Here is a 17636-nt window from a genome sequence, read left to right as displayed (position 1 = left end):
CAGCGATAGCGGTGGATCAGTCACCTTCAATGCTGAATGATAGGCCGCCATCGCTGGCAAGCCAGCTCCCACAGGGATCGGGTTCCAATATTCAGAAACGAGGACACCGTATGGAATGGCTCCCCCACATCACCGTCGCCACCATCGTCGAGGACAACGGCCGCTTCCTGATGGTCGAGGAACACAAGGCCGGGCGTAACGTGCTCAACCAGCCCGCCGGCCATCTCGACCCGGACGAAACCCTGATCGACGCCGCCGTGCGCGAAACCCTCGAAGAAACCGGCTGGGACGTCGAACCTACCGGCGTGATCGGCATTTACCTGTACACCGCACCGAGCAATGGTGTGACCTACCAGCGCGTGTGCTTCAGCGCCAAAGCCGTGCAACACCACCCCGATTACCAACTCGACGCCGGCATCGTCGGCGCCAAGTGGCTGACCCGCGACGAATTAATCGCCCAGCGCGATAACTGGCGCAGCGAGCTGATCATCCGTTGCATCGACGATTATTTGGCCGGCCATCACTTCAGCCTCGAACTGATCCGCCCTTCTCTTTAGCCTTGAGGCCGCGAGCCTGCTAGAATCGCGTCCTTTTTCAAGACACTCATTGAATCCCTATGCGTGATCCAGCCCCTTCTGACACATCCAAGAAGCGCGTCATTGTCGGCATGTCCGGCGGCGTGGACTCTTCCGTTTCCGCTCTCCTGCTGATCGAGCAGGGTTACGAGGTGGAAGGCCTGTTCATGAAGAACTGGGAAGAAGACGACGGAACGGAATACTGCACCGCCATGGACGACCTGGCGGATGCTCAGGCTGTCTGCGACAAGATCGGCATCAAGCTGCACACCGCCAACTTCGCTGCTGAATACTGGGACAACGTGTTCGAGCACTTCCTGGCCGAATACAAGGCCGGCCGTACGCCGAACCCGGACATCCTGTGTAACCGCGAGATCAAGTTCAAGGCGTTCCTCGACTACGCCATGATGCTCGGCGCCGACCTGATTGCCACCGGCCACTACGTGCGCCGCCGCGACATTGATGGTCGTACCGAACTGCTCAAAGGCCTCGATCCGAACAAGGATCAGAGCTATTTCCTGCACGCCGTTGGCGGCGAACAGATTGCCAAGACCCTGTTCCCGGTCGGCGAACTGGAAAAGCCGGAAGTGCGCGCCATTGCCGAGAAATACGAGCTGGCCACCGCCAAGAAGAAGGATTCCACCGGGATCTGCTTCATCGGCGAGCGTCGCTTCAGCGATTTCCTCAAGCAATACCTGCCAGCGCAACCGGGCGAGATTAAGACCACCGAAGGCGAAGTCATCGGCCGTCATCACGGCTTGATGTACCACACCATCGGTCAGCGCCAAGGCCTTGGCATTGGTGGTTTGAAAGACGCCGGCGATGAGCCGTGGTACGTGCTGCGCAAGGATCTCGACACCAACGAACTGATCGTCGGCCAGGGCAACAACCATCCGTGGCTGTTTTCCAGCGCCCTGCTCGCTTCGGAAATCTATTGGGTCAACCCGATCGACCTGAGCCAGCCGCTGCGCCTGACCGCGAAAGTGCGTTATCGCCAGAGCGACCAGACCTGCACCCTGGAAAAAACCGCCAGTGGCTACCGCGCCGTGTTCGACGAGCCGCAACGCGCGGTGACGCCGGGTCAATCGGTGGTGTTCTACGACGGTGAAATCTGCCTCGGCGGCGGCGTGATCGAAGTGGCCGAGCCGTGGAGCGGCCAGGCATGAGCCCGACTCAGGAGCAACTGACGGCGCTCGGCGGCGTGTTTCTCGCCGCCGTGCTGGTCGACCGGATCGCCAAGACCGGCCAGACCAACGAAGCCGGCCTGAGCTGCATGCTCGGCAGCCTGCTCGTGCGCGACCCGAAGGACACGCTGGACGTGTACGGCGGCGACGACATCAATTTGCGCGAAGGTTACCGTGCACTGATCGGCGCCCTCGAGCGCGACCCAAGCACATTGCAGCGCGAGCCACTGCGTTATGCCCTGTCGATGCTCGGCCTGGAACGTCAACTGGCCAAGCGCAACGACATGCTCGACATCATCGGCAAGCGCTTGCCGCAGATCCAGTCGCAGGTCGAGCATTTCGGCCCGGCCCACGAAAACGTGGTCGCGGCTTGCGGCGCGCTGTACCAGGACACCCTGAGCACCTTGCGCCAACGCATTCAGGTGCATGGCGACATGCGCAATCTGCAGCAGCCGAGCAATGCCTCGAAAATTCGCGCTCTGTTGCTTGCCGGCATTCGTTCGGCGCGCCTGTGGCGGCAGCTCGGCGGCCATCGCTGGCAGTTGGTGATCAGCCGGCGCAAGCTGCTCAAAGAGCTGTATCCGTTGATGCGCAGCGAGTAAATCGCCCTGCAATAAAAGCTTTGTAGTCTGTAACGCGTAATACGCCGGTCAGTTGGCAACGGACCGGCGGATTTTTTCATGTATGATACGCGCCCCATTTCGTTGCCCGACTGTCCGAGAACACCCCATGCAGCTTTCTTCGCTCACTGCGGTTTCCCCTGTTGACGGCCGCTACGCCGGCAAAACCCAGGCCCTGCGCCCGATTTTCAGCGAGTACGGCCTGATCCGTGCCCGTGTTCTGGTTGAAGTGCGCTGGCTCCAGCGTCTGGCCGCCCACGCTGGCATTCCTGAAGTGCCAGCCTTCTCCGCCGAGGCCAACGCCGTTCTCAATGAACTGGCTGAAAACTTCTCGCTGGAGCACGCCGAGCGCGTCAAAGAGATCGAGCGCACCACCAACCACGACGTCAAAGCGATCGAATACCTGCTCAAAGAGCAGGCGGCCAAGCTGCCGGAGCTGGCCAAGGTCAGCGAGTTCATCCACTTTGCCTGCACCAGCGAAGACATCAACAACCTGTCCCACGCCCTGATGCTGCGCGAAGGCCGTGACGACGTGATGCTGCCGCTGATGCGCCAGACCGCCAACGCCATCCGCGAACTGGCCATCCGTTTCGCTGACGTGCCGATGCTGTCGCGCACCCACGGTCAACCAGCCTCGCCAACCACTCTGGGCAAAGAGCTGGCGAACGTGGTTTACCGTCTCGAGCGTCAGATTGCTCAAGTCGCTGCCGTGCCGCTGCTGGGCAAGATCAACGGCGCTGTCGGCAACTACAACGCCCACCTGTCGGCCTACCCGCAGATCGACTGGGAAGCCAACGCCCGCGCCTTCATCGAAGACGAGCTGGGCCTGGGCTTCAACCCGTACACCACGCAGATCGAACCGCACGACTACATCGCCGAGCTGTTCGACGCAATTGCGCGCTTCAATACCATCCTGATCGACTTCGACCGTGACATCTGGGGCTACATCTCCCTGGGTTATTTCAAGCAGCGCACCATCGCTGGCGAAATCGGTTCGTCGACCATGCCGCACAAGGTCAACCCGATCGACTTCGAAAACTCCGAAGGCAACCTGGGCATCGCCAACGCACTGTTCCAGCACCTGGCGAGCAAACTGCCGATTTCCCGCTGGCAGCGCGACCTGACCGACTCCACCGTACTGCGTAATCTCGGTGTCGGCTTCGCCCACAGCGTGATCGCCTACGAAGCCAGCCTCAAAGGCATCAGCAAACTGGAGCTCAACGAGCAGAAGATTGCCGCTGACCTCGACGCTTGCTGGGAAGTATTGGCTGAGCCGATCCAGACCGTGATGCGCCGCTACAACATCGAAAACCCGTACGAGAAGCTGAAAGAACTGACCCGCGGCAAGGGCATCAGCCCTGAAGCGTTGCAGACTTTCATCGACGGCCTGGACATGCCAGCGCAAGCGAAAGCCGAGCTCAAGCAACTGACTCCGGCCAACTACATCGGCAACGCTGTAGCGCAAGCCAAACGCATCTGATCGACCGCTTGATCCGTTTGAGACGCCCGGCCGCGCCGGGCGTTTTTATTCCCGTCTGAAAAGTGCTTTTTTTCAATAGGTTACATATGAACTCCGATATTCCTCTTCAACTTCTGGGCGGCCTCACAGCACGCGAATTCCTGCGCGACTACTGGCAGAAAAAGCCACTGTTGATCCGTCAGGCGATTCCTGACTTCGAAAGCCCGATCGACGCCGACGAACTGGCCGGCCTGGCCCTGGAAGAAGAAGTCGAATCGCGCCTGGTGATCGAGCATGGCGAGCGCCCATGGGAACTGCGTCGCGGCCCGTTCGCTGAAGACGAATTCAGCAAGCTGCCGGAAAAAGAGTGGACCCTGCTGGTTCAAGCGGTCGACCAATTCGTCCCGGAAGTCAGCGAACTGCTGGAAAACTTCCGTTTCCTGCCGAGCTGGCGGGTCGATGACGTGATGATCAGCTTCGCCGCCCCGGGTGGCAGCGTTGGTCCGCACTTCGACAACTACGACGTATTCCTGCTGCAAGGCCACGGCAAGCGCAACTGGAAAATCGGCCAGATGTGCGATTCCGAGAGCCCGCTGCTGCAACACGCGGACCTGCGCATCCTCGCTGAATTCCACGAGACCGAAGAATGGGTACTGGAACCGGGCGACATGCTCTACCTGCCACCGCGCCTGGCTCACTGTGGCGTCGCGGTCGATAACTGCATGACCTACTCGGTCGGTTTCCGCGCACCAAGCGCTTCCGAAGTGCTGACTCACTTCACCGACTTCCTCAGCCAGTTCCTGACTGACGAAGAGCGCTACACCGATGCCGATGCGCAGCCGGCCAGCGATCCACACCAGATTCAACACGATGCACTGGATCGCCTGAAAGCCCTGCTCGCCGAGCACATGAGCGACGAACGCCTGCTGCTGACCTGGTTCGGCCAGTACATGACCGAGCCACGCTATCCGGAACTGGTGGCCGGCCCGGAAGAAATCGAAGAAGAAGACTTCCTCGCCGCCCTACAGGATGGCGCCATTCTGATCCGCAACCCGAGTGCGCGCCTGGCCTGGTCGGAAGTCGATGACGACCTGCTGCTGTTCGCCAGCGGCCAGAGCCGTTACCTGCCGGGCAAGCTACGCGAACTGTTGAAGCTGATCTGCGCCGCTGACGCCCTGCACACTGACAACCTCGGTGAGTGGCTGAACGACGAAGACGCTTGCGGCCTGCTGTGCCAGTTGGTCAAGCAAGGGAGCCTGGGGTTCGCTGATGAATAAAATTCGCGTTCGTGTCGCAGACTGGCAGAAGGACATCGCCGAGATCCGGCGCATTCGTGAAACGGTGTTCATCGCCGAACAATCGGTGCCACCTGAGCTGGAATGGGACGCGGATGACGCGACCGCCGTGCATTTTCTGGCGTTTGAAGGCGACTTTCCGATTGGTACTGCGCGCCTGTTGCCTGATGGGCACATTGGCCGGGTTTCAGTGCTGAAAGACTGGCGCGGCATGAAAGTCGGTGATGCGCTGATGCAAGCGGTGATTGCTGAAGCTGAAGAACGTGGATTGAAGCAGCAAATGCTCAGCGCGCAGGTTCAGGCCACCGCGTTCTATGAGCGCTTAGGCTTCAGCTTGGTCAGCGAGGAATTCCTCGAAGCCGGGATTCCGCATGTCGACATGGTTCGGCATTCGGCCTGAGCTCTGCCCTGATCATTCCCACGCTCTGCGTTGGAATGCCTCTCGGGACGCTCCGCGCCCCTTGCGGCATGTGACGCAGAGCGTCACTGGCTGCATTCCCACGCAGAGCGTGGGAACGATCACGCCCCGACATCAACCGATGCCGGGGCGTTTTGCTGTCTACGATTCAACTTGCCCCACCCAAGGCCGACAAACTGGCAATATCAAGCCTTTCGAAAGCGGAGATAACGGACATGTCCCTACGCACCCTGCTCACCACCCTGCTGCTCGGTTGCAGTTTTTCGGTGATGGCAGCCACAGAAATCGTGCCTCTCAATTACCGCACCAGCACTGACATGCTGCCGATGGCGCAAGACTTCCTCGGCAAGGACGGTCAGGTCAGCGCCTATGGCAACCAACTGATCATCAAGGCCGAGCCGGACAAGATTCAGGAACTCAAGGCGCTGATCACCCAACTCGACACTGCGCCCAAGCGTCTACTGATCACCGTCGACACCAACGAAAACAATGGCCGTGGGGACGAAGGCTATTCAGTCAACGGCTCTCAACCAAACCAGACCCGCATCATCAGCCGCAGCACCGCCAGCCGTGAGGGCGGCGTCCAGCAAGTTCAGGCCACCGATGGCATGCCGGCGCTGATTCAGGTTGGCCAGAGCGTTCCGATCACCAATGTTCAGAGCGATTCCTACGGCGGTTACAACAGCCAGACGCAATACCGCAACGTCACACAGGGTTTCTATGTCACCGCCAGCGTCACCGGCGACATCGTTCACTTGGCGATCAGTACCAACCGTGACCGCATGAGCCAGGAACGTCCCGATGTAGTGAACGTGCAAAGCACCGACACAACTGTCAGCGGGCGCCTCGGCGAGTGGATCACCCTCGCCGGCGTCAATCGCCAGACCCAGGCCGACAAACAGGGCCTGACCCGCAGCTACTCGACTCAAGGCCGGGATGACATGACCTTGCGGGTGAAAGTCGACGCCCTGGACTAAAGCACCGAAAACTGACTGATTAGTCGTATTAGACGAAAGATGTAGTGCTTGAAAAAAAGCACTACAAAACGTTTGACGGGGTAAAAAAGCGAAGGCATGATGGCCTCGCTCCCGCTAATCAGAGGCCCTGGCAAGGGCCTTCGAAGCGATGTTCGCACCTACCCCGCGAACCGCTTCGTGTCTGTACCGCCCACAAGGTGTGTTTGACGAGGTTGCCGACTGGAACGAAGTTGTCCCGAGGGACGGAAGCGTAATTAGGTAACCCGGCTTCACACTGTAGACCGTATAAAGGCCCACGACGCCCGAATGCGCCCGCAGTCCGCCACTACCTGCTCACTTCCCCTCGAGCCTATCGTTCATCCCGTCGCCTACCCCGCCGAATCCGACTTGACCACCTAAGCTTCTGGTCAGCGAGCACAGGAATTTTCCACCGCAGAACAACTTTTCATAAAGACGCGACGAGGTTTATCTCCATGGCACTGACACGCGAACAGCAAATTGCAGCCCTCGAAAAAGACTGGGCTGAAAACCCGCGCTGGAAAGGCGTGACTCGCACTTACTCCGCTGCTGACGTCGTCCGTCTGCGTGGCTCGGTTCAACCTGAGCACACATTTGCAAAAATGGGCGCCGACAAGCTGTGGAACCTGGTCACCCAGGGGGCCAAGCCTTCCTTCCGTCCTGAGAAAGATTTCGTCAACTGCATGGGCGCTTTGACTGGCGGCCAGGCTGTTCAACAGGTCAAAGCCGGTATCCAGGCGATCTACCTGTCGGGCTGGCAAGTGGCTGCGGACAACAACTCTGCAGAATCCATGTACCCGGACCAGTCGCTGTACCCGGTGGATTCGGTTCCAACCGTGGTCAAGCGCATCAACAACTCGTTCCGTCGTGCTGACCAGATCCAGTGGAAAGCCGGCAAGAACCCGGGCGACGACGGCTACATCGACTACTTCGCGCCGATCGTGGCTGACGCTGAAGCCGGTTTCGGCGGCGTACTGAACGCCTATGAGCTGATGAAGAGCATGATCGAAGCAGGCGCCGCTGGCGTTCACTTCGAAGACCAACTGGCTTCCGTGAAGAAGTGCGGTCACATGGGCGGCAAAGTACTGGTTCCGACTCAGGAAGCCGTACAGAAGCTGACCGCTGCACGTCTGGCTGCCGACGTTGCCGGTACTCCGACCATCATCCTGGCCCGTACCGACGCTAACGCTGCTGACCTGCTGACTTCCGACTGCGACCCGTACGACCAGCCGTTCGTAACTGGCGAGCGCACTCAGGAAGGCTTCTACAAGGTTCGCGCCGGCCTCGATCAAGCCATCGCCCGTGGCCTGGCTTATGCGCCGTACGCCGACCTGATCTGGTGCGAAACTGCCAAGCCGGATCTGGACGAGGCTCGTCGTTTCGCTGAAGCGATCAAAAAGGAATACCCGGACCAACTGCTGTCGTACAACTGCTCGCCGTCCTTCAACTGGAAGAAAAACCTGGACGACGCGACCATCGCCAAGTTCCAGCGCGAACTGTCCGCCATGGGTTACAAGCACCAGTTCATCACCCTAGCCGGCATTCACAACATGTGGCACAGCATGTTCAACCTGGCGCACGACTACGCCCGCAACGACATGACTGCCTACGTGAAGCTGCAGGAGCAGGAATTCGCTGACGCCGCCAAGGGTTACACCTTCGTGGCTCACCAGCAGGAAGTGGGCACCGGCTACTTCGACGACATGACCACTGTGATTCAAGGTGGCTCGTCCTCGGTAACCGCACTGACCGGTTCGACTGAAGAAGAACAGTTCCACTGATTCTGCTTCGCTGAGCAAACGGCCTTTGCGGATCGTATAGAAAGCTAACCGCAGAGCCGCAAAACTGACGCCCCGACTGGTTCGGGGCGTTTTTTTTGCCCCGATTTAATGAACACCACAAATCCCTGTAGGAGTGAGCCTGCTCGCGATAGCGGTGTGTCAGCTTGCGCATACGGTGACTGACCCACCGCCATCGCGAGCAGGCTCACTCCTACAGGGATCGGCGTCGTTCGGAGAAAACATTGATCCAGAGCGGTACAACCGTCAGAAAAATCCGCTAAAACGGGCGCCGTCGCTAATTGCAGTAACGTGCAAGTAAGACAACTTCCCGACTGACATCCCGTTAAACAGTTACAAAACACCCGCAAACGATATTAATTATCATTTAGCCACAACTATGTTCGTTACATTCCCTACAAAACATTATTTGCATAAACCCGCCTAATGCCCGCAACGCATGGGCTGCAGGGCATTGGAGATGCGCTATGTCCTTATTCCAATAAATAATTTCGCTATAGGAATTTTACTTGCAGGGTGTTTAGCCATAAAATCAGCGCGATTGATTGCTGCGACATATCGTCACTGCCTATTTCTTTATCAAGCTCAGAGACCTTTGCTCTCTGTTAAGGATTACCAGCATGCCCGAAGCGACAGGACTCATGGCCCACAATTGGGGCTTTGCCATTTTCCTTCTGGGTGTCGTCGGCCTGTGTGCCTTCATGCTTGGCGTCTCCAGCCTCCTCGGGTCAAAAGCCTGGGGTCGCAGCAAAAACGAACCGTTCGAGTCGGGCATGCTACCTACCGGTGGCGCCCGCTTGCGGCTCTCAGCCAAATTCTATCTGGTCGCGATGCTCTTCGTGATCTTCGATATCGAAGCCCTCTTTCTCTTTGCATGGTCTGTGTCCGTCCGCGAAAGCGGCTGGACCGGATTCGTCGAAGCTCTCGTTTTCATAGCAATTCTGTTGGCAGGTCTTGTCTACCTGTTCCGAGTGGGCGCCCTTGACTGGGCTCCGGAAGCTCGTCGCAAGCGGCAGGCGAAGCTGAAACAATGAGGCTTTGGCAATGCAATACAATCTCACCAGGATCGACCCCGATGCTCCTAACGAGCAATATCCGATTGGCGAACGGGAAACCGTTTCCGATCCGTTAGAAGATCAAGTCCACAAAAACATTTTCATGGGCAAGCTGGAAGACGTGCTGAGTGGCGCGGTCAACTGGGGACGTAAAAACTCCCTGTGGCCGTACAACTTCGGCCTGTCGTGCTGCTACGTGGAAATGACCACCGCCTTCACGGCGCCCCACGACATCGCGCGCTTTGGCGCCGAAGTTATCCGGGCATCGCCGCGTCAGGCCGACTTCATGGTTATCGCCGGCACCTGCTTCATCAAGATGGCGCCGATCATCCAGCGTCTCTACGAGCAAATGCTCGAGCCGAAGTGGGTTATCTCCATGGGTTCGTGCGCTAACTCCGGTGGCATGTACGACATCTACTCTGTGGTTCAAGGGGTGGACAAGTTCCTGCCCGTGGACGTCTACGTACCTGGCTGCCCGCCCCGTCCGGAAGCATTTCTGCAAGGCTTGATGCTGCTGCAGGAATCGATTGGACAGGAGCGTCGTCCGCTTTCCTGGGTCGTTGGTGATCAAGGCGTGTATCGCGCCGACATGCCTTCGCAGAAGGAACAGCGCCGCGAACAGCGAATCGCAGTCACCAACCTGCGCAGCCCTGACGAAGTCTGATCCAGATCTGTTCTGAAATAGAAACGAGAAGCTGGCTTCATTCTTTACGTTGACCGAAAGCGAAAAAATAACCATGACTACAGGCAGCGCTCTGTACATCCCGCCTTATAAGGCAGACGACCAGGATGTGGTCGTTGAATTGAACAACCGTTTTGGCCCGGAGGCGTTCACCGCCCAGCCGACCCGCACCGGCATGCCGGTGCTGTGGGTGGCGCGTGCCAGACTCGTCGAAGTCCTGACTTTCCTGCGCAACCTGCCCAAGCCGTACGTCATGCTCTATGACCTGCACGGCGTGGACGAGCGTCTGCGCACCAAGCGTCAAGGGCTGCCGAGCGACGCTGAGTTCACCGTGTTCTATCACCTCATGTCGCTGGAGCGTAATAGTGACGTGATGATCAAGGTCGCCTTGTCCGAGAGCGACCTCAGCTTGCCGACCGTCACCAGCATCTGGCCGAACGCCAACTGGTACGAGCGTGAAGTCTGGGACATGTTCGGTATCGACTTCAAAGGTCACCCGCACCTGTCGCGCATCATGATGCCGCCGACCTGGGAAGGTCACCCGCTGCGCAAGGACTTCCCGGCGCGCGCCACCGAATTCGATCCGTACAGCCTCAACCTCGCCAAGCAACAGCTTGAGGAAGAAGCCGCGCGTTTCCGTCCGGAAGACTGGGGCATGAAGCGTTCCGGTCCGAACGAGGACTACATGTTCCTCAACCTCGGCCCGAACCACCCTTCTGCGCACGGTGCGTTCCGCATCATCCTGCAACTGGACGGTGAAGAGATCGTCGACTGCGTGCCGGACATCGGTTACCACCACCGTGGCGCCGAGAAGATGGCCGAGCGTCAGTCCTGGCACAGCTTCATCCCGTACACCGACCGTATCGACTACCTCGGCGGCGTGATGAACAACCTGCCGTACGTGCTCTCGGTCGAGAAGCTGGCCGGCATCAAGGTGCCTGAGAAGGTCGACGTCATCCGCATCATGATGGCCGAGTTCTTCCGGATCACCAGCCACCTGCTGTTCCTCGGGACTTACATCCAGGACGTTGGTGCGATGACCCCGGTGTTCTTCACCTTCACCGACCGCCAGAAGGCGTACACGGTGATTGAAGCCATTACCGGTTTCCGTCTGCACCCGGCCTGGTACCGCATCGGTGGCGTCGCGCACGACCTGCCACGCGGCTGGGAAAAACTGGTGAAGGACTTCGTTGAATGGCTGCCAAAACGCCTCGACGAATACACCAAGGCTGCCCTGCAGAACAGCATCCTCAAGGGCCGTACCATCGGCGTCGCCCAGTACAACACCAAAGAAGCCCTGGAATGGGGCGTCACCGGTGCTGGCCTGCGTTCGACCGGGTGCGACTTCGACCTGCGTAAAGCGCGTCCGTACTCCGGCTACGAGAACTTCGAGTTCGAAGTACCGCTGGCTGCCAACGGCGATGCCTACGACCGCTGCATGGTTCGCGTCGAAGAGATGCGCCAGAGCATCAAGATCATCGACCAGTGCATGCGCAACATGCCGGAAGGCCCGTACAAGGCGGATCACCCGCTGACCACGCCGCCGCCGAAAGAGCGCACGCTGCAGCACATCGAAACCCTGATCACGCACTTCCTGCAAGTTTCGTGGGGCCCGGTGATGCCGGCCAACGAATCCTTCCAGATGATCGAAGCGACCAAGGGTATCAACAGTTATTACCTGACGAGCGACGGCGGCACCATGAGCTACCGTACCCGGATCCGCACTCCAAGCTTCCCGCATCTGCAACAGATCCCTTCGGTGATCAAAGGCAGCATGGTCGCGGACATGATTGCGTACCTGGGTAGTATCGATTTCGTTATGGCCGACGTGGACCGCTAAGCATGAACAGCACGCTTATCCAGACAGACCGTTTCACCCTCAGTGAAACCGAGCGCTCGGCCATCGAGCACGAGCTGCATCACTACGAAGACCCGCGCGCGGCGTCGATCGAAGCCCTGAAGATCGTTCAGAAAGAACGCGGCTGGGTGCCGGATGGCGCCCTGTACGCGATCGGCGAGATCCTCGGCATCCCGGCCAGCGACGTTGAAGGTGTGGCGACGTTCTATAGCCAGATTTTCCGTCAGCCGGTTGGCCGTCACATCATTCGCGTCTGCGACAGCATGGTCTGCTACATCGGTGGCCACGAGTCGGTGGTCAGCGAAATCCAGAACAATCTGGGCATCGGTTTGGGTCAGACCACCACCGACGGTCGTTTCACCCTGCTGCCTGTCTGCTGCCTCGGCAACTGCGACAAGGCACCGGCGCTGATGATCGACGACGACACCTTTGGTGATGTGCAGCCTGCTGGCGTCGCCAAACTGCTCGAGGGCTACGTATGACCCTGACATCTTTCGGTCCTGCCAACCGCATTCAGCGTTCGGCCGAGACTCACCCGCTGACCTGGCGCCTGCGCGATGACGGCGAAGCCGTGTGGCTCGACGAATACCAGGCCAAGAACGGTTACGCCGCTGCGCGCAAAGCCTTCGCCGACATGGATCAGGACGCCATCGTCCAGACCGTGAAAGACGCCGGCCTCAAAGGTCGCGGCGGTGCAGGCTTCCCCACGGGCGTGAAGTGGGGCCTGATGCCCAAAGACGAATCCATCAACATCCGCTACCTGCTGTGCAACGCGGATGAAATGGAGCCGAACACCTGGAAAGACCGCATGCTGATGGAGCAACTGCCCCATCTGCTGATCGAAGGCATGCTGATCAGTGCTCGCGCGCTGAAAACCTACCGTGGCTACATCTTCCTGCGTGGCGAATACACCACCGCCGCCAAGCACCTCAACCGTGCCGTAGAAGAAGCCAAGGCAGCGGGCCTGCTGGGTAAAAACATTCTCGGCAGCGGTTTTGATTTCGAGCTGTTCGTCCACACCGGCGCCGGGCGTTACATCTGCGGTGAAGAAACCGCACTGATCAACTCCCTCGAAGGCCGCCGCGCCAACCCGCGCTCCAAGCCGCCCTTCCCTGCCGCCGTCGGCGTGTGGGGCAAGCCGACCTGCGTGAACAACGTGGAAACCCTGTGCAACGTGCCGGCGATCATTGCCGACGGCGTTGACTGGTACAAATCGTTGGCCCGCGAAGGTTCCGAAGACATGGGCACCAAGCTCATGGGCTTCTCCGGCAAAGTGAAAAACCCGGGCCTGTGGGAACTGCCTTTCGGCGTCACCGGTCGCGAGTTGTTCGAAGACTACGCCGGCGGCATGCGCGACGGCTTCAAACTCAAGGCTTGGCAGCCAGGCGGAGCCGGTACCGGTTTCCTCCTGCCAGAACACCTCGACGCACAAATGTACGCCGGCGGCATCGCCAAAGTGGGCACCCGTATGGGTACCGGCCTGGCCATGGCGGTGGACGACAGCGTCAACATGGTCTCCTTGCTGCGCAACATGGAGCAGTTCTTCGCTCGCGAGTCGTGCGGTTTCTGCACCCCGTGCCGCGATGGTTTGCCATGGAGCGTCAAGCTCTTGATGGCCATCGAACAAGGCCGCGGTCAGCCAGGCGATATCGAGACCCTGCTGGGTCTGGTCAACTTCCTCGGCCCTGGCAAGACCTTCTGTGCTCACGCACCGGGTGCCGTGGAACCGTTGGGCAGTGCCATCAAATACTTCCGTCCAGAGTTCGAAGCCGGTATCGCGCCAGTCAGCGCCGCCGTCCCGCCTCTGGCAAGGCCGATCGTAATCGGCGCGTAAACGCTTAAAAAGGCGAAGGGTCCGTGCCCTTCGCCTTTCGTCCGATGACGCCTTTCGGGGCTGACTGGATTCGGACGGATAACAAGATTCCATTAGCCACGCCCGCTGACACCGGGCCAACGAAGACCTTTGAACCATGGCCACTATCCACGTAGACGGCAAAGCGCTCGAAGTCGACGGGGCAGACAACCTGTTACAGGCATGTCTGTCGCTGGGCCTCGACATCCCTTATTTCTGCTGGCACCCCGCGCTTGGTAGCGTCGGGGCCTGTCGCCAGTGCGCGGTCAAGCAGTACACCGACGAGAACGACACCCGTGGTCGCATCGTCATGTCCTGCATGACCCCGGCCACCGACAACACCTGGATCTCCATCGACGATGAAGAATCCAAGGCGTTCCGCGCCAGTGTTGTTGAATGGCTGATGACCAACCACCCGCACGACTGCCCTGTGTGCGAAGAAGGCGGTCACTGCCACCTGCAAGACATGACCGTGATGACCGGCCACAACGAGCGCCGGTATCGCTTCACCAAACGCACCCACCAGAACCAGCAACTGGGCCCGTTCATTTCTCACGAAATGAACCGCTGCATCGCTTGCTACCGCTGCGTGCGTTTCTACAAGGATTACGCCGGCGGCACCGACCTCGGTGTGTTCGGCGCCCACGACAACGTGTACTTCGGTCGCGTTGAAGACGGCACCCTCGAAAGCGAGTTCTCCGGCAACCTCACCGAGGTCTGCCCGACCGGTGTGTTCACCGACAAGACTCACTCCGAGCGCTACAACCGTAAGTGGGACATGCAGTTCGCGCCGAGCATCTGCCATGGCTGCTCCAGCGGTTGCAACATTTCCCCGGGCGAGCGTTACGGCGAACTGCGTCGCATCGAAAACCGTTTCAACGGTTCGGTGAACCAGTACTTCCTGTGCGACCGTGGCCGTTTCGGTTATGGCTACGTCAACCGCACCGACCGTCCACGTCAGCCGCTGCTGGCCGACGGCACCAAACTCGGTCTGGACGCTGCGCTGGATAAAGCCGCTGATCTGCTGCGCGGGCGCAATATCGTCGGTATCGGTTCGCCGCGCGCCAGCCTCGAAAGCAACTACGCGTTGCGCGAACTGGTCGGCGCCGAGCACTTCTACTCGGGTATCGAAGCCTCCGAGCTGGAACGCATCCGTCTGGTCCTGCAAGTGCTGAAAGACAGCCCGCTGCCAGTGCCGAACATGCGTGACATCGAAGATCACGATGCGATTTTCGTCCTCGGTGAAGACCTGACCCAGACCGCCGCCCGTATGGCGCTGTCGCTGCGTCAATCGGTCAAAGGCAAAGCTGAAGACATGGCCGAAGCCATGCGCGTTCAGCCTTGGCTCGACGCGGCGGTGAAGAACATCGGTCAGCACGCGCTGAACCCGCTGTTCATCGCCAGCCTGGCGGAAACCAAGCTCGACGACATCGCTGAAGAATGCGTACACGCCGCTCCAGACGATCTGGCGCGCATCGGTTTCGCCGTGGCTCACGCTCTGGACGCCAGCGCCCCTGCCGTTGAAGGTCTGGACGCTGAAGCACTGGAACTGGCCAAGCGCATCGCCGACGCCCTGCTCGCGGCAAAACGTCCGCTGATCATCGCTGGTACTTCGCTGGGCTCCAAAGCCTTGATCGAAGCCGCCGCCAACATCGCTAAGGCGCTGAAGCTGCGCGAGAAGAACGGTTCGATCAGCCTGATCGTGCCGGAAGCCAACAGCCTTGGTCTGGCCATGCTCGGTGGCGAATCGGTCGACGCGGCGCTGCAAGCCGTCATCGACGGTAAGGCTGACGCGATCGTTGTGCTGGAAAACGATCTGTACACCCGCACCGCCAAAGACAAAGTCGATGCTGCACTGAACGCTGCGCAAGTGGTGATCGTTGCTGACCATCAGAAGACGGCTACCAGCGACCGCGCGCACCTGGTTCTGCCAGCAGCAAGCTTCGCTGAAGGCGACGGTACTTTGGTCAGCCAGGAAGGTCGCGCCCAGCGCTTCTTCCAGGTTTTCGACCCGCAATACATGGACGCGAGCATCCTGGTTCACGAAGGCTGGCGCTGGCTGCACGCCCTGCGCGCGACCCTGTTGAACCAGCCGATCGACTGGACGCAACTCGACCACGTGACTGCTGCCGTTGCTTCGAGCACCGAGCAACTGGCGCGTATCGTCGACGCAGCACCGTCCGCCGCGTTCCGCATCAAGGGTCTGAAACTGGCGCGTGAGCCGCTGCGTTACTCCGGTCGCACCGCGATGCGCGCCGACATCAGCGTTCATGAACCGCGCACCCCGCAAGACAAAGACACCGCGTTTGCCTTCTCCATGGAAGGTTACTCGGGCTCTGCCGAACCGCGTCAGCAAGTGCCATTTGCATGGTCGCCGGGCTGGAACTCGCCACAAGCGTGGAACAAGTTCCAGGACGAAGTCGGTGGTCACATTCGCGCTGGCGACCCGGGCACCCGCCTGATCGAAAGCACCGGTGATTCGCTGAACTGGTTCGCTGCAGCGCCACGCGCGTTCAACCCGGCGCCGGGCACCTGGCAAGCCGTGCCGTTCTTCCACCTGTTCGGCAGCGAAGAAAACTCTTCGAAAGCCGCCCCGGTTCAAGAGCGCATTCCGGCTCCATACGTGGCTCTGGCCAAGTCGGAAGCGGATCGTCTGGGCGTCAACGACGGTGCCCTGCTGAGCCTGAACGTGGCCGGTCAGACCCTGCGTCTGCCGCTGCGCATCAATGAAGAACTGGGCGCCGGTCTGGTGGCATTGCCTGCGGGCATCGCCGGCATTCCACCGGCATTCGCCGGCGTATCCGTCGACGGTCTGCAGGAGGCAGCGCAATGACCTGGTTCACCCCTGAAGTGATCGATGTGATCCTCTCGGTCGTCAAAGCCATCGTGATTCTGCTGGCCGTTGTGGTTGCAGGCGCGTTGCTCAGCTTTGTCGAACGTCGCCTGCTGGGCTGGTGGCAGGACCGTTACGGTCCGAACCGTGTTGGCCCGTTCGGTATGTTCCAGATCGCCGCCGACATGCTGAAGATGTTCTTCAAGGAAGACTGGACCCCGCCGTTTGCCGACAAGGTGATCTTCACCCTGGCACCGGTGGTGGCCATGTCCGCCCTGCTGATCGCCTTTGCGATCATCCCGATCACCCCGACCTGGGGCGTCGCGGATCTGAACATCGGCCTGCTGTTCTTCTTCGCCATGGCCGGTCTGTCGGTCTACGCGGTGCTGTTCGCCGGCTGGTCGAGTAACAACAAGTTCGCCCTGCTCGGCAGCTTGCGTGCGTCGGCGCAGACCGTGTCCTACGAAGTGTTCATGGGCCTGGCCCTGATGGGCATCGTGGTGCAGGTCGGCTCGTTCAACATGCGCGACATCGTCGAGTACCAGGCGCAGAACCTGTGGTTCATCATTCCGCAGTTCTTCGGCTTCTGTACTTTCTTCATCGCTGGCGTCGCCGTGACTCACCGTCACCCGTTCGACCAGCCGGAAGCGGAACAGGAACTGGCCGACGGTTACCACATTGAATACGCCGGTATGAAATGGGGCATGTTCTTCGTCGGTGAATACATCGGCATCATCCTGATCTCGGCGCTGCTGGTCACCCTGTTCTTCGGTGGCTGGCACGGTCCGTTCGGCATCTTGCCGCAACTGGCGTTCGTCTGGTTCGCACTGAAGACCGCGTTCTTCATCATGCTGTTCATCCTGCTGCGCGCTTCCATTCCGCGTCCGCGTTATGACCAGGTGATGGATTTCAGCTGGAAATTCTGCCTGCCACTGACCCTGATCAATTTGCTGGTGACCGCTGCGGTCGTGTTGTGGAACACGCCTGCAGTCGCGGTTCAGTGAGGATTTG

15 protein-coding genes are annotated in these 17636 nt (G+C 59.7%); all 15 read left to right on the top strand.

The window, feature by feature from the left end; all coding sequences use genetic code 11:
• Positions 1 to 110: 110 nt before the first annotated feature.
• The 15 genes from CKW14_RS01840 to nuoH all read left to right on the top strand — a co-directional run bounded on the left by CKW14_RS01840 (position 111) and on the right by nuoH (position 17629).
• Positions 111 to 557 carry an NUDIX hydrolase gene (locus CKW14_RS01840; protein ID WP_095124497.1) on the top strand — a complete coding sequence of 149 codons (447 nt, stop codon included), beginning with the start codon at positions 111 to 113 and terminating at the stop codon, positions 555 to 557.
• A gap of 59 nt (positions 558 to 616) precedes the next feature.
• On the top strand, positions 617 to 1741 hold the full coding sequence (gene mnmA / locus CKW14_RS01835; protein ID WP_095048073.1) for a tRNA 2-thiouridine(34) synthase MnmA: 1125 nt from the start codon (positions 617 to 619) through the stop codon (positions 1739 to 1741).
• A complete protein-coding gene (gene hflD / locus CKW14_RS01830; RefSeq protein WP_095048074.1) occupies positions 1738 to 2361 on the top strand; it encodes a high frequency lysogenization protein HflD in 624 nt (207 codons plus the stop codon). The genes mnmA and hflD overlap by 4 nt, the downstream gene beginning before the upstream one ends.
• A 127-nt stretch (positions 2362 to 2488) precedes the next feature.
• The gene (gene purB / locus CKW14_RS01825) at positions 2489 to 3859 is read left to right on the top strand and encodes an adenylosuccinate lyase (RefSeq protein WP_016987412.1); all 1371 of its coding nucleotides are present in this window, start codon (positions 2489 to 2491) and stop codon (positions 3857 to 3859) included.
• Positions 3860 to 3945: 86 nt separating this feature from the next.
• A complete protein-coding gene (locus CKW14_RS01820) occupies positions 3946 to 5115 on the top strand; it encodes a cupin domain-containing protein (RefSeq protein ID WP_095124496.1) in 1170 nt (389 codons plus the stop codon).
• On the top strand, positions 5108 to 5533 hold the full coding sequence (locus tag CKW14_RS01815; RefSeq protein WP_034155132.1) for a GNAT family N-acetyltransferase: 426 nt from the start codon (positions 5108 to 5110) through the stop codon (positions 5531 to 5533). Before CKW14_RS01820 ends, CKW14_RS01815 begins: the two co-directional genes overlap by 8 nt.
• Before the next feature lie 233 nt (positions 5534 to 5766).
• A complete protein-coding gene (locus CKW14_RS01810) occupies positions 5767 to 6528 on the top strand; it encodes a secretin N-terminal domain-containing protein (RefSeq protein ID WP_095048076.1) in 762 nt (253 codons plus the stop codon).
• A 473-nt stretch (positions 6529 to 7001) separates the two neighbouring features.
• Positions 7002 to 8327, top strand: a complete 1326-nt coding sequence (gene aceA, locus CKW14_RS01805; RefSeq protein ID WP_007920195.1) for an isocitrate lyase — start codon at positions 7002 to 7004, stop codon at positions 8325 to 8327.
• 638 nt (positions 8328 to 8965) lie between these two features.
• Positions 8966 to 9379: an NADH-quinone oxidoreductase subunit A gene (locus CKW14_RS01800; RefSeq protein ID WP_003223812.1), complete on the top strand. Its 414-nt coding sequence runs from the start codon at positions 8966 to 8968 to the stop codon at positions 9377 to 9379.
• A gap of 10 nt (positions 9380 to 9389) precedes the next feature.
• Complete coding sequence (locus CKW14_RS01795; RefSeq protein WP_003223809.1) at positions 9390 to 10064, top strand: NADH-quinone oxidoreductase subunit B family protein; 675 nt, start codon at positions 9390 to 9392, stop codon at positions 10062 to 10064.
• Positions 10065 to 10137: 73 nt separating this feature from the next.
• On the top strand, positions 10138 to 11922 hold the full coding sequence (gene nuoC, locus CKW14_RS01790) for an NADH-quinone oxidoreductase subunit C/D (RefSeq protein ID WP_093434270.1): 1785 nt from the start codon (positions 10138 to 10140) through the stop codon (positions 11920 to 11922).
• A 2-nt stretch (positions 11923 to 11924) separates the two neighbouring features.
• The gene (gene nuoE / locus CKW14_RS01785) at positions 11925 to 12422 is read left to right on the top strand and encodes an NADH-quinone oxidoreductase subunit NuoE (RefSeq protein WP_007920186.1); all 498 of its coding nucleotides are present in this window, start codon (positions 11925 to 11927) and stop codon (positions 12420 to 12422) included.
• On the top strand, positions 12419 to 13774 hold the full coding sequence (gene nuoF / locus CKW14_RS01780; protein ID WP_007920184.1) for an NADH-quinone oxidoreductase subunit NuoF: 1356 nt from the start codon (positions 12419 to 12421) through the stop codon (positions 13772 to 13774). Before nuoE ends, nuoF begins: the two co-directional genes overlap by 4 nt.
• Before the next feature lie 136 nt (positions 13775 to 13910).
• On the top strand, positions 13911 to 16625 hold the full coding sequence (nuoG, locus tag CKW14_RS01775; protein ID WP_095124495.1) for an NADH-quinone oxidoreductase subunit NuoG: 2715 nt from the start codon (positions 13911 to 13913) through the stop codon (positions 16623 to 16625).
• On the top strand, positions 16622 to 17629 hold the full coding sequence (nuoH, locus tag CKW14_RS01770; RefSeq protein ID WP_007920179.1) for an NADH-quinone oxidoreductase subunit NuoH: 1008 nt from the start codon (positions 16622 to 16624) through the stop codon (positions 17627 to 17629). The genes nuoG and nuoH overlap by 4 nt, the downstream gene beginning before the upstream one ends.
• Positions 17630 to 17636 lie beyond the last annotated feature (7 nt).

The sequence above is a fragment of the Pseudomonas sp. Irchel s3a12 genome (genome assembly GCF_900187485.1).
Taxonomy (GTDB): Bacteria; Pseudomonadota; Gammaproteobacteria; order Pseudomonadales; family Pseudomonadaceae; genus Aquipseudomonas; species Aquipseudomonas neuropathica.
The sequence above is the reverse complement of the archived record's forward strand: the minus strand, read 5'-3'. Positions and strand labels throughout refer to the sequence as shown.

Bases quoted from the DNA above. Each gene is read 5' to 3' on its own strand.
- CKW14_RS01840 (WP_095124497.1), top strand. From the start codon at position 111: ATGGAATGGCTCCCCCACATCACCGTCGCCACCATCGTCGAGGACAAC.
- mnmA (WP_095048073.1), top strand. From the start codon at position 617: ATGCGTGATCCAGCCCCTTCTGACACATCCAAGAAGCGCGTCATTGTC.
- hflD (WP_095048074.1), top strand. From the start codon at position 1,738: ATGAGCCCGACTCAGGAGCAACTGACGGCGCTCGGCGGCGTGTTTCTC.
- purB (WP_016987412.1), top strand. From the start codon at position 2,489: ATGCAGCTTTCTTCGCTCACTGCGGTTTCCCCTGTTGACGGCCGCTAC.
- CKW14_RS01820 (WP_095124496.1), top strand. From the start codon at position 3,946: ATGAACTCCGATATTCCTCTTCAACTTCTGGGCGGCCTCACAGCACGC.
- CKW14_RS01815 (WP_034155132.1), top strand. From the start codon at position 5,108: ATGAATAAAATTCGCGTTCGTGTCGCAGACTGGCAGAAGGACATCGCC.
- CKW14_RS01810 (WP_095048076.1), top strand. From the start codon at position 5,767: ATGTCCCTACGCACCCTGCTCACCACCCTGCTGCTCGGTTGCAGTTTT.
- aceA (WP_007920195.1), top strand. From the start codon at position 7,002: ATGGCACTGACACGCGAACAGCAAATTGCAGCCCTCGAAAAAGACTGG.
- CKW14_RS01800 (WP_003223812.1), top strand. From the start codon at position 8,966: ATGCCCGAAGCGACAGGACTCATGGCCCACAATTGGGGCTTTGCCATT.
- CKW14_RS01795 (WP_003223809.1), top strand. From the start codon at position 9,390: ATGCAATACAATCTCACCAGGATCGACCCCGATGCTCCTAACGAGCAA.
- nuoC (WP_093434270.1), top strand. From the start codon at position 10,138: ATGACTACAGGCAGCGCTCTGTACATCCCGCCTTATAAGGCAGACGAC.
- nuoE (WP_007920186.1), top strand. From the start codon at position 11,925: ATGAACAGCACGCTTATCCAGACAGACCGTTTCACCCTCAGTGAAACC.
- nuoF (WP_007920184.1), top strand. From the start codon at position 12,419: ATGACCCTGACATCTTTCGGTCCTGCCAACCGCATTCAGCGTTCGGCC.
- nuoG (WP_095124495.1), top strand. From the start codon at position 13,911: ATGGCCACTATCCACGTAGACGGCAAAGCGCTCGAAGTCGACGGGGCA.
- nuoH (WP_007920179.1), top strand. From the start codon at position 16,622: ATGACCTGGTTCACCCCTGAAGTGATCGATGTGATCCTCTCGGTCGTC.